Here is a 24,526-nt window from a genome sequence, read left to right as displayed (position 1 = left end):
GCAATTGAAAAACCATTGCGAAACTGACTAAAACAGTCGGTCTTACCTGAAAACGCTTCTTCTCTCTATGAAGTTTAGATTTTTATTAGTCCTCACGGTTCTGCCGTACCTGAGCTGGAGCCAAAACGAAAAAATTACCGTAACGGACCTGACCCGTCTGAAGGCTGCTTCCGGCGTATCTCTTTCGCCCGATGGTTCCAAGGCCATTTATGCGGTGCAGACCACTCAGGCCGATGATGAGAAAAAGTGGGAGTATAACTACCGCACTCATTTATGGATTACGGATTTTAAAAATCCCGCCCGTCAGCTAACGCAGGGGGAAGAAAGTGTAGGTCGCGGCATCTGGAAGGATGATAAGACTTTGCTATTCATGCGTCCCGTGAAAGGGAAGTTGCAGTTATTTCAGTTATCGCTCGATGGCGGAGAGCCCAGGCAGTTAACCAACTGGAAGTACGGCATTGGAGCCGCTTATCTCTCGCCCGATCATTCTAAAATAGCTTTCTCGGTTAGTTTAGGTTTGAATGAATTACTAAAAGACAGTTTATTCAACCCGACTAAAACGGTGCCTCAGTGGGCCTTCGAAAAACCCGGCTTTCGGGATAATAATTTCCTGAAACCCGATTCGAAAGTGAAGCCTAACCCCGACGGTTCCATTGCTGAAATCCGGGCTTTTCTGGATCAGGACGTAGTGGATAAAAAAGCCAAGGTTATCAACCGACTGAACTTCCAGGGCGAAGCTACCACGCAACCGGAGTTAACGTTTAGTCACATTTGTTTGGTTGAATTGAAGGAGGGAGCCCAGCCGAAGGTATTAACAACGGGCTTTAAATCCGTTCAGCCCGCGGGTTGGAGTACGGATGGGAAAGTACTGTTTGCGACAACGGGTCAGCAAGCCGCGATTCACCCGGATCGGGAACAAACCAGCAAGATCATTCAGATTTCACCAGAAACGGGCGAACAAAAGGATTTTTTCGTACCCCAAAATCAGCGGGCCATGGCTTCGTCGATTTCTAAGGATGGTAAGAAAATGATCGTGTTGACTTCGCCCGCTGAAGGCGTTAACCTTGCTCAGGTTAACATTATTAATACTACGGGTGAGGCCAAACCTACGCCTATTTCCTTCGACCGGGCGGCTTCGGGTTTTGTTTGGTCTAATGATTCGAAATACGTTTACTTTACGGCGGCTTCCAACGGTGGCGAACCTTTATACCGCATTAATGCAGCTACGAATCAAGTTGAAACCTTATCCGATTTTGATTCAGGCATTCTGGATTTTGACCTGAAAGGAGATAAACTCATTTTCGTTAAAACGCAGGTAACGGCACCTAACGAAGTCTACTGGACTTCAGTAGCCGGAACCGCTAAAAAAGGAAAGGCTACGGAATGGTCAACAGCCGAGTTGAAGAAAGCCGTACAATCCGCTCAGAAATTAACGAACCTGAATGACTGGGTTTCAAAGAAGGCCATCAGTATTCCTGAAAAACGTACCTTCCAGAACGAAAAAGGCCAGACTATAGAATACTGGATTATGAAACCAGCCCAGCTTCAGGCGGGTAAAAAATATCCTTTATTACTGAACATGCACGGCGGCCCGACGGCCATGTGGGGCCCCGGTGAAGCCAGTATGTGGCATGAGTTTCAGTTCTTTTGTTCCCAAGGATACGGAGTCGTTTACGCCAATCCTCGCGGTTCGGGCGGTTACGGCATTGATTTTCAACGGGGAAATATTAAAGACTGGGGCACAGGTCCCGCTTCTGACGTGTTAAGAGCCGCTACCGAAGCCGCGAAAGAATCCTGGGCGGATACCTCTCGTCAGGTCATTACGGGCGGCAGTTATGCTGGTTACCTAACGGCCTGGATCGTCGGTCACGATCATCGGTTTAAGGCTGCTTTTTCGCAGCGGGGCGTTTATGATTTAACGACCTTCCTGGGCGAAGGCAATGCCTGGCGGTTGGTTCCCAACTATTTCCAGTATCCCTGGTTGGATAAAACGGATCGAGTTCTGGAGGCTAACTCACCTTATACCTTCGTCGATCAGATTCGCACGCCATTGTTAATTAAACACGGCGAAAACGATTTACGTACGGGTGTTATTCAATCTGAGATGATGTATAAATCCATGAAGATCATGGGTAAGGACGTTGAATACGTACGCATGCCCGGAGCCACGCACGAACTGAGCCGTTCGGGTAACGTTCGTCAACGCATCGACCGAATGCTGCGGATTTATGAATTCTTCGAACGTTACATCGGAGCCAAATAAGCAGGATGTTCTTGTAAGTAGTTAATAATAGACGGTTCGGTTGTAAAACGTTGACTATCCATCGATCGACGGACCACCCTTACTACCAATCTCCCGTGAGTTATCTTCCGGGAGATTGTTTGTTTGATAGGAATCCTGTCCTTTTTTGAGTTACTTATGGACATCAATAGCTAGTACTGCCATGAAATCTACCTCATTTCTCATTCTATGTTGGATCATGCTGACCTTACCGCCGGCAGTGGCTCAGCATCCTTTCTCCGCTGATTCTGTGGCCTTACTCAAAGCTACCTGGAATTTTCTGGATGTGGCTCCCGGAGTTACCTGGAAACAGGCTCATCTGAAAGAGAAAGAGTTATTTCATTCCAACCAGAACATCAATATTCTGGATACGAAGCTGAAAAATCGGCGAGTTAGTTTCGGTTTCGTGTCCGCGGATACGCCCGGTGATTCCGTGCGGAAGTTGATTCCGACGAGTGATTTACTGACGAAAGCCGGAGCAGTGGCCGCCGTCAATGGGACGTTCTTTTTCGTAAAACAGAAGGGCTCAGAAGATCAGATCAAGCTGGACGGGGTAGTGCTGGATAGCACTTTTTATACGCCCGGGAAACCATTAATGGAACATAAACAGGCGGCTATTACCATTCGGAAACGAAAGGTTACCATCGAGAGAGCACCTACGTCAGAGCCGGGTAGGCAGTATGGCTGGGACAAAAAATTGAATGCCCCTAACGTCATGGTAACGGGACCTTTATTAGTGTGGGATGGCGAAACAGTGCCCTTGCAGAAGAATGCATTTAATGATAACCGTCACCCCCGAACAGCAGCCTGTATTACCAGGGAAAAACATTTGATTTTATTAACTGCCGACGGTCGCAATGCCCAGGCAGAAGGGCTGTCTTTGCATGAACTCGCCTTTTTGTTGAAACAACTGCGTTGTGAGCGGGCCGTAAACCTCGACGGGGGCGGTTCCTCAACGATGGTGATTTCCGGTCAGCCGTATAAAGGGGTGGTGAATATGCCGTCGGATAATAAAATGTTCGATCACCTCGGTGAACGTCCAGTGAGTAATGCGATTTATATTCGGAAGAAATAAACAATCATGGTAACGAAGCGGCCCGGTACTATTGGTACCGGGCCGCTTCGTTACACAACGATCATCCATTACTTCAAAAACTGATCCTGCAAGGCCTTCCGACTACGGGCCGTTAGCCCCATTTCTTTCTCCAGAAACCGATCCATGCTCCCGTATTTTTGGTCGATGGCCTGAAAGGTACTTTCCAGATAGGCCGGATTCGCATCCAGCAAAGAGCGGGCAGCCTCGGGGTTCAGCCCCTGCTGAGCCATGCCCTGAAGCATCCGTTCCCGGTCTGCTTTCCAGAACTGATTCGTTGCGTGATAATCCTTTAAAATCGTCTGTCGATCTACGTTCAGAGCGGAAAGAATCAAAGCTGCTCCAATACCCGTACGGTCTTTACCCGCCGTGCAGTGAAAGAGTAAGGATTCGTTCCCTTTCAGCGATAACAGGTGATCGAACAGCGGTTTATACTTGGCTTTCAGGTGTTCAGTACTCCGGTACGTTTGCAACAGTAAAGTATCTTTCCGGGTGCTTTTCTGCATCGCCTCGTAAAACTTTGCCATCTGTATGTGTTCGCTACCCGCGGGCAAATGAACGTATTGCACACCCGTCGGGATACGGTCGGGAGCCTTCTGCACTTCTTCGGGGCTCCGCAAATCGCAGTCAACGGCCAGGTGCACGGCTTCCAGCGTTTTCAGATCCTTATCACTAAGCTTGCTAATATCTGCCGAGCGATAAATCCGGCCCCATTGTACCCGACGCCCATCCCGCGTAGGATAGCCGCCCAGGTCCCGAAAATTCGAGCTGCCCTCCAGAGTTACGGCCCGGCGTGCGTTATACACAAGCGTATCTTGCTGAGCAGAAACGGTACCCGAAACCAAGAGTGAAGCAAGGAGAATGAATGTCTTTTTCATACGTAAGAAAAAAGGAGTCAAAAAAGCGGATTAGGCGATTAGAAAATGTCCCAGCGAATACCCGCCTGCCCGCGTTGCGAATACCACTCAGTGCTGGTGGTTCGTCCGGGTTTGCCCATGTACATGCGAACGGGTTCGTTGGTGAGGTTATTGACTTCTACAAATACCCGGAGTTTTGGGTTGATCGTGTAGGCGGCTGAGCCGTCGAGTGTGAAGTTATCATCCGTCCAGGTATAGAAATCGGGTCCTAGTTGCTGGTTGATCGTTTCGACGGAACGGCCCCGGAAGTTCCCGGCCAGCCGAATGGTCAGGCCCTTGCGTTCGTAGAACAGAATGGAATTGAAGAGGAACTTCGACTGATTGGGTAACGAGGTTGTTTCGTACTGCGTTTCATTATTCACCCGCCGGGGCACTCGTAATGACGATTGAATAGCTGTACCGTTCAGCTCAAGGCCCAGGCCACTTAGCAAGCCCGGCAGGAAGTTGAAGCGACGGAGAATACCCAATTCAATTCCTTTTAAAGAAGCATTTTCCAGATTTTGCGGCTGGGTAACCAAGGCCTGTACGCCGTTGTAGGTTTCTACCGTCTGGTTACTGAAACTATAATCCTTGATTTTTTTGTAGAACAAGCCACCCGTTAGTAAGCCGATATTATCGAAGTAATATTCGCCCATCAGATCGAAATTACTGGCGAAGGTGGGTTTCAGGTTGATATTACCCCGCGTAATAGTAATCGGATTAGTAGTAGTATTAATGTTTTCACCCGGATTCAGGTCCGAGAAGTTGGGACGAATGAAAGTACGCGTGAAGGCCGCCCGAATGACCGATTTCTGCGTCGGCGTGTACTTGAGGTGAAACATCGGCAAAAAGGCATCGTAATTGTTCTTTACCGTAGTGGGAGTTACCGTTTCTACACTTTTCGACTGCCCGTTCGTTGTAACTGTTTCTCGTTTGTACGAAGAGCCGTTCAGAGCGACTGCCGTATGTTCGTTACGCACGCCGCCAAACAGTTTTAGTTTGGGAATAACGTTCCATTCACCCATCAGATACAGAGCCAGTACATTTTCGGTGCCATTGAAACGGCCGGTGGCATTGGAAACGGGGGTAACATCCCGGAATTGATTGGTCTGCTGAAACTGAGGGGAGAAAAGATCGAATAACTGATTTTTCGTCAGGCTATTGATGGCTAACGCATCGTAACCATTGCCCAGATTCTGGAAGAAATTCTGACGAACTGGAAATTCCGTACGCTCCAGCTGACTCAGTGAGACCAGGGGAGCGGCTCCGGGGATACCCAGTGCCGCATTGGGTAAGTATACCTGAGCTGCATTTTGCGATTCTTTGTACTTATGACGGAATTTACCACCCACCTTCAGCGAAAAACGTGACGAAAGGTCGTATTTCGCATTAACCTGAGCTACCTGATCTGCTTCTTTCGTTCCCAACTGATACAGCACTAACTGGCGTAAGGTCAGTTGATTGGGATTCATTAACTCGGTTGGATCGTTGAGGCGGGGAAGAATATGCATAGGATCGTCGCCGACGCCATTGGGAGAATCAAAAGACAGATACCGTTTTCCATCCGAAGCCAGACCGCCGAAGCCTTTGGTTAGTTTCTGTTTGAAAGTGGCAATGGGTAATCCGCGTTTATCTTTAGGCAACGTAGGAGGCGTATCCATGTAGTATTCGCTGACGTAATGGGAAGCCGACCAATCCAGTTTCAAACGCGAAGCCAGTTGATGTTCGCCGCCGATTTCGCCCCCGTCAATTCGAGTTTGATAGTACGAGTAGCGATAGTTCAACTGATACTCATTAGTATTGAAAAGTAGATAGGATTCGTACACAGGTCGAATATCATTGAACTTGTCATGCAAGGCCCGGCCAAAGAGGCGGTGCTTTTCGTTGAAACGGTATTCCAGGCCAGCATTAAGGCCATACGTCTGGCGTTTGCCCATGTATCGTTTCAGCAATAAACTGTTGAGCGAATACCGTTGCTGCGGAACCGATAGAGCCGTATTGTAAGAAACCACGTACTCATCCGTTCCCCATTGCCGATCCCAGATGGCCGCCGTCAGCATTACGCCCAGCTTGCCTTTCAGGAAGCGGTCACCGTAGGTAATGGAGGCGTTATACGTCCCGTCTTTCGAGAAATGGTTATATCCACCCGCCGCACTTACACTCAGCTTACGAAACTCAGGAGCCACCCGTGTAAAAAAATTGATCGAACCGCCGATGGCGTCACCTTCCATGTCTGGCGTAAGAGCTTTGGCAACTTGTACGTACTGGATAATCTCGGAAGGAACGGCATCGAGTACCGCATTTCGGCTACCACCCACGCTGGCACTCGGCATCCGGGTTCCATTGAGTAGGGTAGATGTCCAGCTAAAGGGCACGCCCCGTACGGTAGCCTGATCGGCCTCGCCGTGGTAGCGAGCAACCGCCACCCCGGGCATCCGCTGAACGGCTTCGGCGGCGTTACGGTCGGGTAATTTTCCGATGGCATCGGCGGCCATCACGTCCATCATGGCAAGGGAATTTCGTTTGATGCTGATCGCCTTGATTTGCGAAGCCGCCATCGTCCCCCGAACGACGACATCCGACAGGGCTTTTCCTTCGGGAGTCAGTTTAATGACGGGAACCACCACTTCGCCCGTAGTGGCCTGTACGGTTACTTCTACCGTTTTGTATCCGATATATCCGGCAGTCAGCGTAACGGAACCCGCAGGTATATTCGTTAGCCAGAAGGCCCCGCTTTGATCCGTTACGGTTCCCTGGGAAGTACCTTTGATACGAATGGCAGCTCCAGGTAAGGGACCGTTTTCGTCCTCAATACGTCCCGTCAATGAGCCTGAATGTTGCCCAAACGTGACAGATACGCTGAAGCATAGGAGCAGACTCAAGAGTAGTTGTTTCAATTTCATAGGGGTGTATGTGTGTTTCGACGGCGAAGCTAGGAACGTGCGAAAAGAAAAAAGTCCAAGCCGAACGGGCAGGTTCGCCCCGTTCGGCTTGGACTTTTGGTTCCTGTGAATTATTGAAAATCAGGAACTTGTAAATTTTAAGGAATTGTTAAATTTAGGAAGCCTCTTGTACCGGATTACTCAGAAATTGCTGATACTGCGTGGGACTGTACCCAGTCACTTTTTTGAAGTAGGTATTTAGGGTAGTCTTCGATTGAAAGCCGACCTGATGAGCAAGCTCCGCAATTTTTTCTCCGGGATGCTTTTTTAACAAAACGATCATTTCCTGTACGCGGTAATCATTCACGTATGCGTAAAAATTTTTCTCGGCTTTCTGATTCAATACCTGTGATAATTGCTGGCGGGAAATTTTCAGAGCCTGGGATAAATCATCCAGAGAAAGTTCAGAATTACGAAAGGGTTTTTCCCGTCGCATGAACTGTTCCAGAGCTTCGAAATAGGCTTGTAGTTGCATCTCCGAAAGACCTGACTTTTCGTAGGTCTCACGAACAGACGCTACTGATTTGAAGCCTATCTGTGTAGCGGTGTGCTGTCTTAGAAAGAACCGCAGGCAGATCCAGCAAATGAAGCCAAAAGCGAGGTAAGGGAAAAAATGAGCATCCCACTGCGTACCCAGCCAGCTATTGAGAAATGACGTAATATACCCCATGAACACCGAGATCATGAAGAACGCACTGCATTGCAACAACAGACTGCGTTCGTGTGAGGGTAGATATGTATCCGGTATAAGTTTCCAGAGCAGATAGGCGGTATAGCTGGCTACGGAAAGCATCAACAGGTAAACAAATACCTCAAACACTTGATGAAACAGAGCTGGATTTTGGCTGGGAAGTTGTCCGATGAGACAGGACACGTACAGGAGAAAGGCCAGCAGAAAAGGAATCAGGTGCAGGCCCTTGTGCATTCGGGACATCTTTTGACCCTTGAACTGCCTATACTGAAAGTACAGCAGCGGCCCGTAGGAAAAGGTCGTAAAACTATTAAGCCGGCCAAACAGATACGGGTCTTTCAGTACCGAGAGCAAAAACAGTTTAATGCCCAGGTGGATACTGATGAGAACAATTAAGGTTTTCAGGTATAAATAATGACGACTGAAGATGGTTTGCTTGGGTAGTACGTACAAACCAATCAGAGCCTGGGCAAAAGCGAACGTGGTAATGAGGGAAAGCATATCGCATGAATTTCCAGTAAATATATTGCGATACCCTTCTCAGCTTGAGGCCGTTCTCATTAAGAAATTATTATCATAACCAAGGCTGGATTAGTCAAAAAAAGGTCTGGCACGAACCGTACCAGACCTTAAAATCAGTGCTATAGTTGTAATATTACAGATTTTGCTTTTTCATTTCCTTCACTGCATAATCCACCGCACGAGCCGTCAGAGCCATGTAGGTTAAGGAAGGATTTTGAGTCGACGTAGACGTCATGGCGGCTCCGTCCGTTACGAAGACGTTTTTACAGGCATGCAACTGGTTCCACTTGTTCAGCATCGACGTTTTAGGGTCTTTCCCCATGCGTGCTCCGCCCATTTCGTGAATATCCAGGCCGGGGGCCTGCTTCGAATCCCTGGTTTTGATGTTTTTAAAACCAGCAGCTTCGTACATTTCCGTAAACTGCTCATAGAAATCCTTCATCATCTTCTCGTCATTATCATCATAGAACATGTTGATTTTGAGTTGAGGAATTCCGAACGGATCTTTCAGGGTGCCATCCAGACTAACCGTGCTGTTTTCTTTTGGTATCGTTTCGCCCATCATGTGGGAACCTACGTGCCAGCCGCCCCAGGAAGGATTCAGCAGGCTTTTCTTTAGGTCCGCACCGATGCCTTCGTTATTGGTATAGGTACTGCGGCCCGCATTGAAACCAGCTGCGTAGCCACGAAGGAAGTTGGTTTCCTGTTTGTGTAAATTCCGGAAACGGGGAATGTAAGGGCTGTTCGGACGGCGACCGGCAGTCGTCGAATCCAGATCGCCATCGTATTGGGCCGAGATCGTAGCCCGGTAATTGTGGAAGGCGACGTATTTACCCAACACACCGCTGTCGTTACCCAAACCAGTAGGGAAACGATTGGAGGTAGAATTCAGCAGAATCAGGTTGGTATTCATCGCTGCGGCGTTCACGAAAATGATACGAGCATAATACTCTGTCATTTTCTTTGTGTTCGCATCCACCACCCGAACGCCCGTTGCTTTCCCTTTTTTCTCATCGTAAATGATGGAATGAACTACGGAATCAGGACGAAGGGTCATTTTTCCGGTTTTCATTGCCCAGGGAATAGTCGAAGCATTACTGCTGAAATAGCCTCCAAAGGGACAACCCCGCTCGCAAATCGTGCGGTGCTGGCACTGGGCACGACCCTGCTGGAAGTGAATGTCCTTGGGTTCGGTCAGGTGGGCACAACGACCCTGAATCACCTGACGATCTTTATATTTGCTGGCAATGGCTTTCTGAAAGTGAGTTTCCGCACAGTTCATTTCGTGTGGTTTCTGAAACTCACCATCCGGTAACTGGGCCAGGCCGTCTTTATTCCCGGAAATTCCGGCAAATTTTTCTACGTAACTATACCAGGGAGCCAGATCGGCATATCGAATAGGCCAGTCTACGGCAAAACCATCGCGGGCGGGCCCTTCAAAATCCAGGTCACTCCAGCGTTGCGTCTGCCGGGCCCAAAGTAAGGATTTTCCACCAACCTGATAGCCCCGAATCCAGTCAAAAGGTTTTTCCTGCACGTAAGGATGTTCGGCATCTTTCACGAAAAAATGCGTGGTTCCTTCGTAAAAAGCATAACACTTGCTCACCACCGGGTTGGCCTGTTTCACTTCCAGCGGAAGCTGATTGCGGTGTTCAAATTCCCAGGGGTTCATCACGCCCGTGGGATAATCGGTGACGTGCTTGACGTCGCGTCCACGTTCCAGCACTAAGGTTTTAAGCCCGTGTTTCGTTAACTCTTTCGCAGCCCAGCCACCGCTGATCCCCGAACCAATAACGATGGCATCGAACTGGTTACCCGCTGCTGTTTCCTGAATATACATACTGTCGTTATTTGCTAGTTGAAATGGGGACACATCCGTGGTAAAAGCCCGGAACAAGCTGGTAATGAGCTACATTGGTAAGGTAATATTCCGAAGTAGTAAAACCTTTGATCGTCAGCGTTTTCACGAGATTATAAAACGTTTTCGTCTCTTCGTCGGCACCCTGCGTGAGTAACTCATTGAGGAAAGCAGTCCGTTCGGCCTGGTTCATAGCCACGAAGTCTTTGCCCTTACTTTTCTTGGAAATATCACCAACCGTATACAGGCCGTTTTCCAGAGCATCCTGAGCCTGCGTATCCATACAATCTTTTACGATTTTCTGAATGTAGGTGTGAACGCCCAGGCTTTTCGCTCCCGGAATATCGGTCTCGGGAATGATCGTTTCTGCAATCTCAGCCAGCAGGGCATCGTCGGCAGCGGAGAGGTAGGAGCGGCTTGCCGTCTGTGCAGCAACAGACTCCGTCGTCCAGTTCTGAGCCCAGGAGGGGAGGCTCAGCAGACCGCCGAAGGCGACGGCCATGTTTTTAAGGGCAATTCTTCGTTCCACAAGTAAAGGAGTTAATAAATGTATATCGTGTTTAGAGGAAGCATTGAACTTTCGAATATAATCAAAGGAGCCCGGGTGAGAGCTAACGTCATAAGCAGAATTCGCCTATACAAATACTCGTGAACCGGAATAATTACTTCTGAATTCCCGTGGCGTGCACCCATTCTTCTTTAGAAAGGTTCGATTGAAATAGGAGAGGTTATTGAACCCGCATTTGTAAGAGACTTCCGCAATGGTTTGAGAAGTATCAATCAACATGCGGGATGCGTGCCCCAGCCTGATTTCATTTAAACTATCTATAAACGTTTTACCAGTACTTCTTTTGATAAATCGGCTGAAGGAAACTTCCGGCATGTTGGCTACTTTGGCTACGTCGGCCAGGGTAATCTTCTTTTCGTAGTTTCCCTGCATGTATTCAAAGGCCTTTTCAATCCGGCGACTATTATAATGAATCGTATCGTTTGTGAACGATGCATTCGATAACGTACGCATATTCCGCGAGATGGACAGGTCGTGCAGAATAGACATTAAATCCAGCACGGAGTCAAATCCGCTCTTTTGCGTCAGGGCTTCCAGCCGGGGCCGAACCGCTTCAATGGTCTCGCGGGAAAAGAGCACGCCCTTCGAGGCCCGTTCGAGTAAGGCCCGGATGAAACTCAACTGGTTTCGGCGTAATAATCTCTCATCAAACAAATCCCGGTGAAACTGAATCGTTATTTCCCGAATTGCGGTATTAGGGCACTGATGATTGAACCACCCATGCGGCAAATTACTGCCTACCAGCACCAGCTCCAGGTTTTCAATCACGTCGGAATGATCCCCGATGATTCGCTTAATACCCTCACCATGAGCGATAAAATTCAATTCAAACTCATCATGGTAATGAAGTGGAAAGTCAAAATCTGACTTTACCCGGGCAAACAGTGTAAAACAGTCGTGCTGAGTAAGGGGCGTAATCTCCCGGTAAATGTTACTCATAAAGCAAAAGTAAAATAAGTTTTAGGTAATAACAACAATCGATGATAACATAGTATTATAACAAAGATAGATTTAATAGTGGATTTCATTAGAATAATCAAAGAAAAATACGCACTATAATCGTCAATTTAGTAATTAATCAATATTATATGATAATATATGGCTGATAAAAATATTAATCTGTTTTAAAAAATGATAAAATAGTATTATTCGGTTGATAAGATTGAAACATAATTTTGTTGCGAAAAAATTGACCTTATGAAACTATTGAAGCTTTATCTAATCTTCACCATATGCCTGCTTCTGGGGTGTATGGGCAACCTGTATGCTCAAACCAGGAGCATCTCCGGGACCGTCGCCGATGAAAAGGGCGAATTATTACCCGGCGTGAGTATTTCCGTGAAAGGCACGACGGTTGGGACCAATACCAATGCGGAGGGTCGTTTTACGTTAAATGTTCCCACCAATGGTACTACACTGCTGGTATCCTTCGTCGGAATGCAATCCAAAGAAATCCCATTAACCTCTGAATCTACCTATGCGATTGTACTGAACTCGGATACCAAAGCTTTAGATGAAGTAGTGGTAATCGGTTATGGTTCGGCTCGCAAGAGTGACCTGACCGGATCAGTGGCTTCGGTAAAGTCGGAACAGTTAACTCAGATCGCTACGCCTAACGTAACCCAGGCTTTGCAGGGCCGCGTAGCAGGGGTGGACGTAACGGCCAATTCGGGTGAGCCGGGTGGAGCCAGCCGGATTCGTATTCGGGGCGTGGGTACGATCAACAACTCCGATCCTCTGTACGTAGTAGATGGTTTCCAGACGGCTGATATCAGCTTCCTGGCTCCAACGGATATTTCGTCGATGGAAATTCTGAAGGATGCGTCAGCAACGGCTATTTACGGTTCTCGCGGAGCAAACGGGGTAGTATTGATCACTACGAAACGGGGTCGTTCGGGTCCGGCTAAATTTACGCTGGATGGTTATGCCGGGGTTCAGAATGCCTGGAGAAAACAAAGTCTGCTGAACGCCAGTCAGTACGCAACGCTGCGTCTGGAAGCGTATCGCAATGATGGAACCGTGCTGGACCCAACGGGCCAGGAATATCAGATACTGACCAACGCCGTTCAGTCCAACATGGTTGGTACCGATTGGCAGAAGGAAGTCATGCAATCGGGTTCGATCCAGAACTACACGCTGAACGTCATGGGTGGTTCGGATAAATCACGTTACAGCCTGACGGGAACGTATTTTGGTCAGGATGGTATCGTAAAAAACTCTTCACTGCGTAAGTATTTCCTGCGTTTCAACAACGATTACACATTTACGAACTGGTTGACAGGTGGCGTTTCGGCAGCCTTCTCCCGCACGAACAAAACGTTCACCAACAATGACTTGTTTGCCGGGGTATTAACCACCGCTTTGCGGGCAGAACCTATTACTCCTGCCTGGAATAGCACGACGAATAACTGGGGCCGTACGATTGTTTCGCAGGAAAATAACCCTGCCCGTGCCGCCAGTGAAATGGCGGGTAACAAAGGTTACGAAAGTCTGCTGAACGCGAATGCCTACGCAGAAGCTTCATTCCTGAAGCACTTCAAACTTCGTTCGCAATTCGGAGTGAATTACAGGAACACTCACAACAAACAATATTTACCCGAATTCTTTCTGGATATTAAGGAGTTACGGGCCAATAGCCAGTTGACGGAATTACGCGGCGAGCAAACCCAGTGGGTTTCATCCACTTACCTGACTTACGATAACGATTTCGGTAAGCACCACGTAGGAGCGATGATCGGTACGGAGTCGCAACGGTTAACGTATGCTGATTTCGGAATCACGGCGTATGACGTGCCTTCGAATGCAGACTTACGTTACCTGTCTTCGAGCCGTAACGCCAATAGCTATAACGTAACCAGCACGCAGTCAGACGAATCCATTCTGTCTTTCTTTGGTCGGGCAAACTACAGTTACAATGATCGTTACATGTTAACGGCAACCTTGCGTTACGATGGTTCATCCCGCTTTCTGCCGAGCAATCGCTGGGGGTTGTTCCCTTCTTTCGCGGCGGGCTGGAACATCACGGATGAACCCTTCATGGCTAACCTCAATGCCATCAGCAACCTGAAATTACGGGCAGGCTGGGGCCAGGTGGGTAACCAGAACTCGGCTAATAACTACGGTTATGTAACGACGATTTCAGGGGGTAACCGTTACGTATTCGGAAACCAGATTGTGGAAGGCTTCGCTCCGACAATGGCGAGTAACCCCAGTCTGAAATGGGAAACGACGACAAGCTCAAACATCGGTATCGACGCGGATTTCTTCAATCATAGCTTAAGTCTGACCGCTGATTACTTCGTGAAGACCACTACTGACATGATTGTGCGGGTTCCCGTTCCCGTATTCGTAGGGGTTGGCCCTCCGTACGTGAACGCAGGTAGTATGCGTAACAACGGTATCGAGTTGGCTTTGAACTACCGCAATGAGGTAGGCGATTTCCGGTACGACTTGGGCGTGAACTTCACGAAAATCAAAAATGAAGTAACCAGCTTAGGCGGTGGAACGGGCATTGAATCGGCCAATGTGATTGGTAACTGGGGTAACATTACCCGTACATCAGTAGGTCGGGAGATTGCCTATTTCTACGGAATGAAAACAGATGGTATCCTCAGAACGCAGGAAGAAGCCAATGCCTATAATGCTCAGTACAAACCTGAAAATGCAGCACAGGCGGGCGATGTTCGTTTCGTGGATACGAACGGAGATGGGGTGATTAGCAGTGACGACCGGGTATACCTGGGAAGTGCCACGCCTAACTTCGGCTACGGAATCAATGCTAATTTCGGCTATAAAAACTTCGATCTGAAAATCTTCTTTCAGGGAGTTCAGGGCGTAGAAGTAGTGAATGCTCTGGATTACTTCACTCGAAACTCACAAGGTATCTGGAATTCCGTTCCTGATCGCCTCAACCGCTGGACGCCAGAAAATACGAATACAAACGAGCCCCGCATGACGGCAAAAGATGCGAATGCCAACTACCGTTTCAGTGATCGTTTCGTACAAAGCGGTGATTACCTCCGTCTGCGGAACGTAACGCTGGGGTATACCATTCCTAAAACGGTAACGGAACGCTGGAAAATGTCAACCGTTCGTGCGTATATGTCAGTAGACAACCTCCTGACTGTAACGGGTTACAAAGGGCTGGATCCTGAAATTGGTGAGTACGGTTACAACCGCAGTTACAATCCGCTGGCCGTTGGTGTTGACGTAGGAACCTACCCCCAACCCCAAACCTGGCGTGCCGGATTGACGCTTAATTTCTAAGAATGTTTAGGGTTTAGAGTTTAAGGTTTTGGGTTTAGAGTAGGGAGTAATTTTAGAGTGGGTCATTCCAACTCCAAGCTCCAAACCCAAAACTCCAAACCCTAAACTCCAAACCGATTAACTCAACAAAAATGAAATTCAAATATATCATAGTTGCATTGTTGCTGGCTACGAGTGGCACGATGCAGAGCTGTAGCGATTTCCTTCAGAAAGATCCCCTCGGACAGGATACCGACGTTACCTATTATCAGGATGCCAACAATGCTATTCTGGCCGTTAACGCCGCTTATGACGTGTTGGGTTATGACGAAGGAAACGACGGTTTAGGGAACTACGTCAACCATAACTACGAGTGGATGTTTGGCGATGTACTTTCGGAAGATGCGGAGAAAGGCAGTACGCCGGGCGACATGCCTCCACTTCAGGAGCTGAAAGAATGGCGGGCCAATGGAAGTAATACCATCGCCCAGGCCGTTTGGCAGAACATGTTTCAGGGCGTGTACCGGGCTAACCTGGTTATTCAGAACTTGGCAAATTCACCGATTGAAGAAGCCCTGAAAAACCGTCTGTTGGGTGAAGCTTACTTCATCCGGGGGTATTGCTATTTCTACATGTTGCGTTTGTACGGCGGGCTTCCTCTGTTTGACAAACCCGTGGAAACGTCTCAGTATAGCACCAGCAAGAGAGCGACTTTAGGGGAAACGTATGCGTTCATTGAAGCGGATTTCAAACGGGCGTTGGATTTACTACCCGAGAAAAACGGATACGATGCCGCTGACGCTGGCCGTGCTACCAAAGGTGCGGCTCGTGGGTACCTGGCCCGTGCCATTATGTATCAGTTAGGAACGGATAATACCAATAACCACACTTGGCAGCAGGTATACGATTACGCGGATGCCATCGTAAAATCGGGTCAGTATAGTTTAACGACGAACTACGCGGCTATTCAGGAAGAGGAAAGCGAAAACAACGCGGAGTCGATCTTCGAAATTCAGTTTGCGGAGTCGAACGTAGGTTGGGGAATTCAACGCGTAGGAACGGAGAATAACATCATCCAGAACAACCGGAATACCTGGGGTTGGGGTTTTAATAATCCGACGCAAAGCCTGGTGGATGCCTTCGAAGCAAACGACCCTCGCAAGAATATAACGGTTTATAAAACGGGTGATATTGTCACGGGCCTTTTGCAGGTGATTAATTATCCTTCCGAAAACTCAACGGGTTACCTGAACCGGAAAGCCGCCATTGTGAAGCCAACGACGCCTTCTCAGTCGCCGCAAAATATTCGTAAAATGCGTTATGCGGATGTGTTATTGATGAAAGCAGAAGCGGCGGCTCATCTGGGTATGGAAAGTGAAGCCCGCACCATTCTGAACCAGATTCGGACCCGGGCCCGTCAATCGACGTTAGGAAAAGGTTCGGTGTTGAATACCATGACTTACGAACCCGCGAATACACCTGCTTCGGCTTTACCCGCCATCGGTGCTTCGGTATCGGGAACTGCTCTGCTGAACGCGATTTACCATGAGCGTCGGGTCGAGCTGGGAATGGAATCTCTGCACTTCTGGGATCAGGTTCGTACCGGAACGTACATGAGTTCATTACCTACTTCCGTACGTACCTCAGCCATGTCTCACAGCATTCAGGGATCAGTTAATCCGATTCCCGTATTGCCTATCCCACTGAACGAAGTACAATCCTGGGGACTGCAACAAAATCCTGGATACAATTAATAATGGAGTTAGAGAAGTTTAGGGTTTAGGGTTTTGAGTTAAAGGTTCAGAGTTGATTACACAACTTGTTAACTCAAAACCCCAAACTCAAAACTCTTAACCCAAAACTCAATCGGGCTTCTATTCTAGATCATAGGATAGAAGCCCGTTTTTGTCTCTTTACTTCTTAGTTTTAGCAATTAATCAATGTTTTATGCTACGAACTGCTCTTATTTTGCTGGGGTTAACGACTGGAAGTCTGTTTGCTCAAAGCTTACCCATTGATCGTCAGGCCACCAAAGAAACCCGAAACCTGTACCGCAATCTTCAGAAGGCCTCGAAAAAAGGAACGATGTTCGGTCATCAGGATGATTTGGGGTATGGGGTAAACTGGCGGGCCGAGGCCGGTCGCTCGGATGTGAAAGACGTAACGGGTGAGTATCCTGCCGTTTTCGGTTGGGATTTGGGCCGAATTGAACTGGACAGCACGAAGGAAATTGACGGCATCCCGTTCGAAAGTCAGCGGAAAATGATTCAGCAGGTATATGCTCAGGGTGGGGTGAATACGTTTAGCTGGCATCTGAACAATCCGGTTGATCCCACTAAAACCAGTTGGGACGCCATGGATTTTAGCATTCGCAACATTTTCAGCGATAAGGAAATTCAAAATCGATATGATTCCTGGCTGGACCGGGTAGCCACCTATTTCCTCAGCCTGAAAGGCCCGAAAGGAGAGTTAATACCAGTCATTTTCCGGCCTTTTCATGAGCATACCGGAAGCTGGTTCTGGTGGGGGAAAGACCACGCAACGGTGGACGAGTACGTGAAATTATGGCGTTATACCGTTGAATATCTGCGGGATAAAAAAAGTGTTCATAACCTGTTATATGCGTATAGCACGGATCGTTTTACCTCGCGTGAAGAGTACTTGGAACGCTATCCCGGCGATGACGTGATTGATCTGGTAGGGTTTGACATTTACCACCGACCACAAACCGCCAAGCCGGATCGTTTTCTGGAGGATACCCACAAAATGGTGGAGATCCTTAGAACGATTGGTAAAGAAAAAAAGAAAGTATACGCCATTACCGAAACTGGACTGGAGAAACTCCCCATGCCTGACTGGTGGTCGGAGGTATTAACCCCGATCATCAAAGACGCGGGATTGTCTTACGTACTGGTGTGGCGAAATGGTAACCCCGGTCACTTTTATGCTCCGTATCCCGGGCAGGCAAGTGCCGAAGATTTTAAGAAGTTTGCCCGGCGTTCCGATGTCTTCCTGCAAAAGAAAGCCGCTGCCCAGAAGCTGTATAAGTGAGTTGGGAGTTTTGAGTTTAGAGTTAGGAGTTAATGAGAGCTGATAACTTGAACTGACGAAGAGAAGATGAATGCGTTTGCTCTTCTATTTTGAGTTGATGACAACCAACAACTTAAAACGCTAAACTCAAAACCCAAAACTTGTGGGTGGCAGGACGTTAGGCTGACGCAACGACGCACTCATGAAGTTATCAGTACTGGATATTTGCATTATTGTTTGTTACCTGCTAGCCGTTATTGTGCTGGGGCTGGTGCTCAAAAAAAGGGCCGCCAAAGACAAAGAAGCGTATATGTTGGGTGGTAAAACCTTGCCCTGGTATATGCTCGGCCTCTCGAATGCTTCGGATATGTTTGACATTTCCGGGACGATGTGGATGGTCTCGCTGGCCTTTGTTTATGGACTAAAAAGCCTCTGGATTCCCTGGCTCTGGCCGGTCTTCAATCAGGTTTTCATGATGATGTACCTGTCCGTCTGGTTGCGACGCTCGAACGTTACCACCGGGGCCGAATGGATCGGAACGCGATTCGGAAGAGGAAAGGGGGTCAAGGCTTCGCATACCATCGTGGTTGTTTTTGCCTTGTTGAGTTGTCTGGGTTTTTTGGCGTATGGCTTTGTGGGGCTGGGCAAATTTGTGGAGATATTCATTCCTTTTCAGAGTATCGCTCCTTATCTACCTTTCTCGGTTTCTCCGGAATACGTAGCTCCTTTTTACGGAATCATTTTCACAGCCTTCGCGGTGTTTTATGCCATTCTGGGGGGGATGACTAGCATCGTCATCGGCGATGTTATGAAATACGTCATCATGACCATCTCGGCATTGGTAATCGCGGTCATTGCCATGGCTAACCTTTCGGGAAAAACACTGGCGGTACCGCAAGGATGGTATACCCCCTTTTTCAGTTGGCGGCTCGATGATTTGGACTGGACGGGAATGATGGAGGAAGTGAACGACAAAATTCAGTCAGACGGCTTTTCTTTGTTTGGGGTGTTTTTCATGATGATGCTGTTCAAGGGAGTGCTGGCCAGTCTGGCTGGGCCTGCCCCGAATTACGACATGCAGAAAATTCTTTCGACTAAGTCGCCTCAGGAAGCAGCCAGGATGAGTGGCTTCGTTTCAATCGTCCTGTTACCCGTTCGCTATGCCATGATTATGGGTTTGACAGTCCTGGCCTTGCTCAATTTCGATCACTTAAATCTGCATGGAACGCACGGAATTGATTTCGAGAAAATTCTTCCAGCGGCCATCTTGCACTTTGTTCCGGCAGGCCTGATGGGTTTATTACTGGCGGGCTTACTGGCCGCCTTTATGGGCACTTTTGCCGGAACACTGAATGCCGCTCAGGCCTACATCGTCAATGACATCTATCTGAAATACGTTAATCCGGGAGCCTCCAACCATCGCATTTCCAGAATGAATTACCTGTCGGGTCTGACGGTGGCATTGATTGGCATTCTTTTGGGGCTATTTGCCAAAGACGTAAATAGTATTTTACAGTGGATTGTCTCGGCATTGTACGGCGGCTACATCGCGGCTAATGTGCTGAAATGGCACTGGTGGCGATTTAATGCCAGTGGTTTTTTCTGGGGAATGGTGGCCGGCATTATTCCAGCCCTGATTTTCCCGGTCGTTTTCCCGCACACGCTGAGTCTGTATTATTTCCCTTTGTTGTTCGTGATTTCACTCGCAGGCTGTGTGTGTGGATCGTTGGTAACCCCTGCAACGAACATAGATACGCTGAAAACCTTTTACCGCACCGTTCGACCCTGGGGTTTCTGGAAACCCATTCAGGCATTAGTACAGCAGGAAGATCCTGATTTTCAACCTAATTCCGATTTTAGAAAAGATGCTTTAAATGTCGTGGTTGGAATAATCGCTCAGTGTACTTTAACGCTCGCACCCATGTATTGGGTACTGAAAATGAATCTGGAACTGTCGGTTACGCTGCTGGCACTGGGGGTATGCATACTCATCCTAAAAAGAACCTGGTGGGATCATCTCTACGATGAACCACCACTGGTAAAGGGAAACCGTTTAACCAAAACCCTGGATGACTTTCCAAGATAAATACCAGCTTCAGGAAGAAGTGGTAACCAAGGTAACTAGCTTTATTAGGCATCCAGATTAACATCCGAGACAATTTCTTCAGCATTATTAATTCCATTAATAAATCTAAGAAGTCCAGCGGACTTCAATATGAATAGCCCCGGATGAAATCCGGGGAATGATGCCAGCTTACGAATGGCGTTCAGATCCCCGGATTAACATCCGGGGCTATCCGTATTCAACCCCTCCGGGGTTATGGTCTCAAATGATTATTCATAAAAAAGCCCCCAAAACCTCGTTTGGGGGCTTTTTTATAGAAAACGCTGATCCTCATTAAACCGGCACGGCTGGATTGGTTACCTTTCGTTGTACCATCTTGTTCACCAGATACATCATTGCAATACCAACAATCATACCCAGGATAACGACGTAACTCAAAATATCGTAATGTTCAATGTATCCTGTTGGCGTTTCGGAAACGATCATTCCGGCGATGACTGCGGCGAGCCCACCGGCTATTTGTTGAACCGAAGAGTTAATACTCATAAACGCCCCCCGATCCTGCAAGGTAGGAATGGCCGTCATCAGGGCCGAAGAAGAAATAATGCGGGAAGTAATTCCCACGAACATGATAACATTAATAATAATGACTGTAGTCAGCGGAGTAGGACCGAGGTTCCCATAAATTCCCGTCATAACCATCGCCAATACCGATCCTGCAAAGAACAGGCGATACTTGCCAATACGGTCGCTGTATTTCCCAATTAAAGGCCCCGCAATCATAGAGCTGATACCCGTAATGACATATACCGTAGGTAAATCAGCAAACGGAATTTGCAGGTTATGCACACTATACGCACTGCCAAAGGGCATCAGCATGTAACCTCCCATGGCCAGTAACGTCGTGGTAGCAAAAGCGAGCAGGTAATTCGGTTTAGATAAGGTTTTCTGCAGGTGTACAAAGGCATTCTGTTTTTCCGTACTCTTCAAATGGGCATCAATCGGCTTTAGATACACCACAATTAAAATACCGATGATGATGCAAAAACCGACAATCATAGTAAAGGGCGAATGCCAACCGAAGTGGTTAGCCAGGTATAAGCCGATGGGAATTCCCAAAACCTGACTCGTAGCAAAGGCCATTTGCACAAAACCCATGACCCGACCGCGAACTTCCAGAGCAAATAAGTCGGTAATGATCGCCGCACAAATAGAGCCGATTACCCCACCAAACAGTCCTGTGAAAATCCGGGCGAAAAGCAGAAAATGGAAATCAGTGGCGATGCTGCACAAGAACGTACCGATGGTAAAGCCAGTGTAGAAAAACAGAAGTAACTTCTTGCGGTCAAACTTATCAGCGAACCCCGCAGCTAATAAGCCCGATGCTCCGGCACTAAACGCATAGGCCGACACCACCCAGCCAAATTGAGCGGGAGAAATGTGCATGGTAGGCATAAGGATGGCTCCGAGGGGAGACAACACCATGAAATCCAGAATGATGGTAAATTGAAGAATCGCCAGAATGGCAATAACGAAGGTTTCGTATTTGGAAAACTTTTGGGAAGAATCCATGGGTATGATTAAGGAAAAATAGGTTAGCTCGTTACAACGAGTAATAAACCAGCACCACTGATCAAGACACTCCTTGGAGTATCCAGTCAAGTCCTGCTTCGTCAAATAATGCTTTTACTTGGATTGTAAACTATTGATCCACCAGACGTTACCGAAAGGGTCAATCACTCCACCACTGCGGCCATAAGACTGATCACTCACTTCCATCAAAATGCTACTACCTTGTTCTACGGCCTTGCGAACGGCTTCGTCGGCATTATCTACGTAGACAAATAAACTACAGGATTGCGGTCGCCATTCTTCCGTGCTGTCGCAAAGCATGAGGGTACTTCGACCAATTTGATATTCAGCGTGCATAACTGTAGTGTCGTCCCGTTTCGCCAGATAGACTTCCTTGGCCTGAAACACATATTTAATGAAGTCAATGAACTGAAAAGCACCTTCCAAAATAAAGTACGGCATGACCGACTGGTGATGATGGGGAAATAGTTTCATTCGTGAGGACGTATTAAGCACGGAATTACTTCAAATGTAAAGAAAAAGAATGAGTGATAGCGGGTTTAATGAGGCATAGTTACCGCAAGGGTGCGGAGGCTTTTCTATAAAAAATCTATCTTTTGTTAGGACTGATTACGAGGATAGAATAGATCTAGGTATTATAAATAGCCTCTGTTAATCAGTGTTTTAAGAGAGTGTAAGTTGAATAATGGGCTTACTAAAGCACTAGAATAACTAGGTTGAAGGAATATGTTTTTCTACTTAAGAGGCATCACACAAGTATAAACTTACTTAAGTCATGGAACAGAAACTGCAAGGAAAAAAAGTAGCAATTTTACTTACCGATGGATTCGAACAAGTAGAATTAACCGAACCACAACAAGCATTAATAGACGCCGGTGCTGAAACAAAAATTATTTCTCCCAAAGAGGGTCAGGTAAAAGGCTGGGATCACACAGATTGGGGCGATTCATTCGCAGTAGACGTGCCCTTATCAGAGGCAAATCCCGAAGACTATGATGCCTTATTATTGCCCGGTGGGGTAATGAATCCTGATAATCTACGGATGGACAAAGATGCTGTAGCTTTTGTAGAACACTTCTTTGAAGCTTCAAAACCCGTAGCAGCCATTTGTCACGCACCCATCATGCTGATTGAAGCAGATGTAGTGGAAGGTCGGAAATTGACTTCTTTTCCATCCTTACAGACGGATTTAAGAAATGCCGGAGCCGAATGGGTTGATGAAGAAGTAGTGACAGACAACGGTTTGGTAACCAGCCGCAAGCCCGATGATATTCCTGCATTTAATAAGAAAATGATTGAGGAAATTGCGGAAGGTCAACACGCAACGACTTATTAATAGTAGCATTTTCAATACGATAGTTCTTAACTGGTTTTGTAGAAAAAATTCTATAAAATATAATTGGAATACTATTTTATTTTGTATAATTTAGATAAGTCCGTCAGATGACGAGATAAAATGATAACCTGATAAATCTATGGAAAATAACCAGCAACAGGCAAATCAGCAGCAAGGCTCTGATACGCAAAATCAAGATCAACGCAACCAAGACCAAGGAAATCAACAAGCTCAGCAAGCGGGTCAAAAACGCCAGCAACAGGGAGCAGAACCCAATCGGGGAGGTGGTAACCAAAACGGTCCTGGTAACGGGGGAGAAGGGTTAGGCACGGGTCGTTATGAAAACGAAGATCAGAATAACGAAACGCCACAGCAGGATCAATACGTAAAAGAAGAAAGAACCAGTCGATTATAAAATTGACAGAAATACATAAAAGAAGCCCAATCGTTAACCTAACGATTGGGCTTCTTTTATGTTCGGCATTCTAGCTTGCAACGAACTGGCTTGCTGCTAGCGAAAAAGCTGGCAGCAGTGTCTGCGGTTGGTTTGCTTTGGCTGAAAGGCTTTGGAATGGACCTTTACCAGAGCTACTTTGACTTATGGTGTTTTGACAAAAGAACTTAAAACAGCCCGCTGTCAGCGAAAAAGCTGGCAGCATTAAGAAAACTAGTAAAAAGCTATCAGCAGTGTATTTCAGTAATGCTACTTTGACTGAAAGGATGCTAACAACCTGCTGCCAGCAATTGAGATAACTAATCGTAATGCCCTCCCTAACTCTGCTTAGGCCGAAAAGCTTTGATAACGGCTTCGTTCGTTTCCAGATAAGGCCCGCCGATTAAATCAATGCAGTAAGGAATAGCTGGAAATACAGCGTCCAGGCATTGGCGAATGGCCGAAGGCTTGCCGGGTAGATTTACAATCAGACATTGCCCACGAATACCCGCGGTTTGCCGGGAAAGAATGGCCGTAGGCACGTATTCCAGACTTACCTTTCGCATCAATTCCCCAAAACCCGGCATCATTTTCTGACAAATCGCCTCGGTTGCTTCGGGAGTGACATCGCGGGGAGCAGGGCCCGTTCCACCCGAGGTTACTACCAGGCAGCAACCTTCCTGATCCGCCAGTTCAATTAACGTCTGAGAAATGAGATCCTGCTCATCGGGAATAACCCGATAGACGGGTTCCCACTGATTCACTAAATACTCGTTCAGGGTCGATACAATGGCTTTGCCCGGAATATCTTCATAAATACCCGCACTGGCCCGATCCGACACATTGATAATTCCAATCTTTACCCGGTTCATGAGGTTACTATTGAATGCGTGATTGATCAAAAGAGTGAATACATGGTACACTCATAACTGACAAAAAAGGCTGATGTTTCCACCAGCCTTCTTCCGCGTAC

Annotated in this window: 18 protein-coding genes; 9 read left to right on the top strand and 9 right to left on the bottom strand. The window is 47.4% G+C overall.

The genetic code is table 11. The features are described from left to right. The first annotated feature begins 67 nt into the window (after positions 1 to 67). Together QE390_RS19950 and QE390_RS19945 are read left to right on the top strand one after the other, a co-directional pair. On the top strand, positions 68 to 2,263 hold the full coding sequence (locus QE390_RS19950) for a S9 family peptidase (RefSeq protein WP_307143476.1): 2,196 nt from the start codon (positions 68 to 70) through the stop codon (positions 2,261 to 2,263). Between the two features lie 217 nt (positions 2,264 to 2,480). Next, on the top strand, positions 2,481 to 3,356 hold the full coding sequence (locus tag QE390_RS19945) for a phosphodiester glycosidase family protein (protein ID WP_307143475.1): 876 nt from the start codon (positions 2,481 to 2,483) through the stop codon (positions 3,354 to 3,356). Positions 3,357 to 3,424: 68 nt separating this feature from the next. On the opposite strand, the gene QE390_RS19940 is transcribed toward QE390_RS19945, so the two are convergent. From QE390_RS19940 to QE390_RS19915, 6 genes are all read right to left on the bottom strand, one after another. Next, a complete protein-coding gene (locus QE390_RS19940; RefSeq protein ID WP_307143474.1) occupies positions 3,425 to 4,252 on the bottom strand; it encodes a tyrosine-protein phosphatase in 828 nt (275 codons plus the stop codon). Positions 4,253 to 4,290: 38 nt separating this feature from the next. Beyond that, positions 4,291 to 7,173: a TonB-dependent receptor gene (locus tag QE390_RS19935; RefSeq protein ID WP_307143473.1), complete on the bottom strand. Its 2,883-nt coding sequence runs from the start codon at positions 7,171 to 7,173 to the stop codon at positions 4,291 to 4,293. 154 nt (positions 7,174 to 7,327) lie between these two features. Beyond that, positions 7,328 to 8,404, bottom strand: coding sequence for an AraC family transcriptional regulator (locus QE390_RS19930; protein ID WP_307143472.1), 1,077 nt, complete (start codon positions 8,402 to 8,404; stop codon positions 7,328 to 7,330). Between the two features lie 154 nt (positions 8,405 to 8,558). Next, positions 8,559 to 10,265, bottom strand: a complete 1,707-nt coding sequence (locus QE390_RS19925) for an FAD-dependent oxidoreductase (protein WP_106635835.1) — start codon at positions 10,263 to 10,265, stop codon at positions 8,559 to 8,561. Between the two features lie 7 nt (positions 10,266 to 10,272). Beyond that, positions 10,273 to 10,812 carry a gluconate 2-dehydrogenase subunit 3 family protein gene (locus tag QE390_RS19920; RefSeq protein WP_232793599.1) on the bottom strand — a complete coding sequence of 180 codons (540 nt, stop codon included), beginning with the start codon at positions 10,810 to 10,812 and terminating at the stop codon, positions 10,273 to 10,275. Between the two features lie 105 nt (positions 10,813 to 10,917). Beyond that, on the bottom strand, positions 10,918 to 11,790 hold the full coding sequence (locus QE390_RS19915; RefSeq protein WP_106635837.1) for an AraC family transcriptional regulator: 873 nt from the start codon (positions 11,788 to 11,790) through the stop codon (positions 10,918 to 10,920). Between the two features lie 312 nt (positions 11,791 to 12,102). Between QE390_RS19915 and QE390_RS19910 the strand changes: the two genes are divergently transcribed. From QE390_RS19910 to QE390_RS19890, 5 genes are all read left to right on the top strand, one after another. Continuing rightward, on the top strand, positions 12,103 to 15,117 hold the full coding sequence (locus QE390_RS19910; RefSeq protein ID WP_307143471.1) for a TonB-dependent receptor: 3,015 nt from the start codon (positions 12,103 to 12,105) through the stop codon (positions 15,115 to 15,117). Between the two features lie 131 nt (positions 15,118 to 15,248). Further along, entirely contained in the window at positions 15,249 to 16,850 is a 1,602-nt protein-coding gene (locus tag QE390_RS19905; RefSeq protein WP_307143470.1) for a RagB/SusD family nutrient uptake outer membrane protein, read from the top strand. Positions 16,851 to 17,043: 193 nt separating this feature from the next. Further along, on the top strand, positions 17,044 to 18,147 hold the full coding sequence (locus tag QE390_RS19900) for a glycoside hydrolase family 26 protein (protein WP_307143469.1): 1,104 nt from the start codon (positions 17,044 to 17,046) through the stop codon (positions 18,145 to 18,147). 181 nt (positions 18,148 to 18,328) lie between these two features. Continuing rightward, positions 18,329 to 20,212 (top strand): sodium:solute symporter family protein, encoded by a 1,884-nt coding sequence (locus QE390_RS19895; protein ID WP_307143468.1) that lies wholly within the window; start codon positions 18,329 to 18,331, stop codon positions 20,210 to 20,212. A 157-nt stretch (positions 20,213 to 20,369) separates the two neighbouring features. After that, positions 20,370 to 20,528: a hypothetical protein gene (locus QE390_RS19890; protein WP_307143467.1), complete on the top strand. Its 159-nt coding sequence runs from the start codon at positions 20,370 to 20,372 to the stop codon at positions 20,526 to 20,528. On the opposite strand, the gene QE390_RS19885 is transcribed toward QE390_RS19890, so the two are convergent. After that, entirely contained in the window at positions 20,525 to 21,763 is a 1,239-nt protein-coding gene (locus QE390_RS19885; RefSeq protein ID WP_307143466.1) for an MFS transporter, read from the bottom strand. The genes QE390_RS19890 and QE390_RS19885 overlap by 4 nt on opposite strands. Before the next feature lie 114 nt (positions 21,764 to 21,877). Next, a complete protein-coding gene (locus QE390_RS19880) occupies positions 21,878 to 22,258 on the bottom strand; it encodes a VOC family protein (RefSeq protein WP_307143465.1) in 381 nt (126 codons plus the stop codon). A 301-nt stretch (positions 22,259 to 22,559) separates the two neighbouring features. Here QE390_RS19880 and QE390_RS19875 point away from each other — a divergent pair, with 301 nt between their 5' ends. Both QE390_RS19875 and QE390_RS19870 read left to right on the top strand, forming a co-directional pair. Next, on the top strand, positions 22,560 to 23,120 hold the full coding sequence (locus tag QE390_RS19875) for a type 1 glutamine amidotransferase domain-containing protein (protein WP_106635842.1): 561 nt from the start codon (positions 22,560 to 22,562) through the stop codon (positions 23,118 to 23,120). A gap of 139 nt (positions 23,121 to 23,259) precedes the next feature. Beyond that, on the top strand, positions 23,260 to 23,535 hold the full coding sequence (locus QE390_RS19870) for a hypothetical protein (RefSeq protein ID WP_307143464.1): 276 nt from the start codon (positions 23,260 to 23,262) through the stop codon (positions 23,533 to 23,535). Positions 23,536 to 23,891: 356 nt separating this feature from the next. On the opposite strand, the gene mog is transcribed toward QE390_RS19870, so the two are convergent. Further along, entirely contained in the window at positions 23,892 to 24,425 is a 534-nt protein-coding gene (gene mog / locus QE390_RS19865) for a molybdopterin adenylyltransferase (protein WP_106635844.1), read from the bottom strand. Positions 24,426 to 24,526 lie beyond the last annotated feature (101 nt).

Source organism: Siphonobacter sp. SORGH_AS_1065, from assembly GCF_030818595.1.
GTDB lineage: Bacteria > Bacteroidota > Bacteroidia > Cytophagales > Spirosomataceae > Siphonobacter.
This window is presented reverse-complemented; position numbering and strand designations above follow the sequence as displayed.

Bases quoted from the DNA above. Each gene is read 5' to 3' on its own strand.
- QE390_RS19910 (WP_307143471.1), top strand. From the start codon at position 12,103: ATGGGCAACCTGTATGCTCAAACCAGGAGCATCTCCGGGACCGTCGCC.
- QE390_RS19890 (WP_307143467.1), top strand. From the start codon at position 20,370: ATGATGCCAGCTTACGAATGGCGTTCAGATCCCCGGATTAACATCCGG.
- QE390_RS19905 (WP_307143470.1), top strand. From the start codon at position 15,249: ATGAAATTCAAATATATCATAGTTGCATTGTTGCTGGCTACGAGTGGC.
- QE390_RS19935 (WP_307143473.1), bottom strand. From the start codon at position 7,173: ATGAAATTGAAACAACTACTCTTGAGTCTGCTCCTATGCTTCAGCGTA.
- QE390_RS19925 (WP_106635835.1), bottom strand. From the start codon at position 10,265: ATGTATATTCAGGAAACAGCAGCGGGTAACCAGTTCGATGCCATCGTT.
- QE390_RS19870 (WP_307143464.1), top strand. From the start codon at position 23,260: ATGGAAAATAACCAGCAACAGGCAAATCAGCAGCAAGGCTCTGATACG.
- QE390_RS19900 (WP_307143469.1), top strand. From the start codon at position 17,044: ATGCTACGAACTGCTCTTATTTTGCTGGGGTTAACGACTGGAAGTCTG.
- QE390_RS19940 (WP_307143474.1), bottom strand. From the start codon at position 4,252: ATGAAAAAGACATTCATTCTCCTTGCTTCACTCTTGGTTTCGGGTACC.
- QE390_RS19950 (WP_307143476.1), top strand. From the start codon at position 68: ATGAAGTTTAGATTTTTATTAGTCCTCACGGTTCTGCCGTACCTGAGC.
- QE390_RS19895 (WP_307143468.1), top strand. From the start codon at position 18,329: ATGAAGTTATCAGTACTGGATATTTGCATTATTGTTTGTTACCTGCTA.
- QE390_RS19930 (WP_307143472.1), bottom strand. From the start codon at position 8,404: ATGCTTTCCCTCATTACCACGTTCGCTTTTGCCCAGGCTCTGATTGGT.
- QE390_RS19945 (WP_307143475.1), top strand. From the start codon at position 2,481: ATGCTGACCTTACCGCCGGCAGTGGCTCAGCATCCTTTCTCCGCTGAT.
- mog (WP_106635844.1), bottom strand. From the start codon at position 24,425: ATGAACCGGGTAAAGATTGGAATTATCAATGTGTCGGATCGGGCCAGT.
- QE390_RS19885 (WP_307143466.1), bottom strand. From the start codon at position 21,763: ATGGATTCTTCCCAAAAGTTTTCCAAATACGAAACCTTCGTTATTGCC.
- QE390_RS19875 (WP_106635842.1), top strand. From the start codon at position 22,560: ATGGAACAGAAACTGCAAGGAAAAAAAGTAGCAATTTTACTTACCGAT.
- QE390_RS19915 (WP_106635837.1), bottom strand. From the start codon at position 11,790: ATGAGTAACATTTACCGGGAGATTACGCCCCTTACTCAGCACGACTGT.
- QE390_RS19880 (WP_307143465.1), bottom strand. From the start codon at position 22,258: ATGAAACTATTTCCCCATCATCACCAGTCGGTCATGCCGTACTTTATT.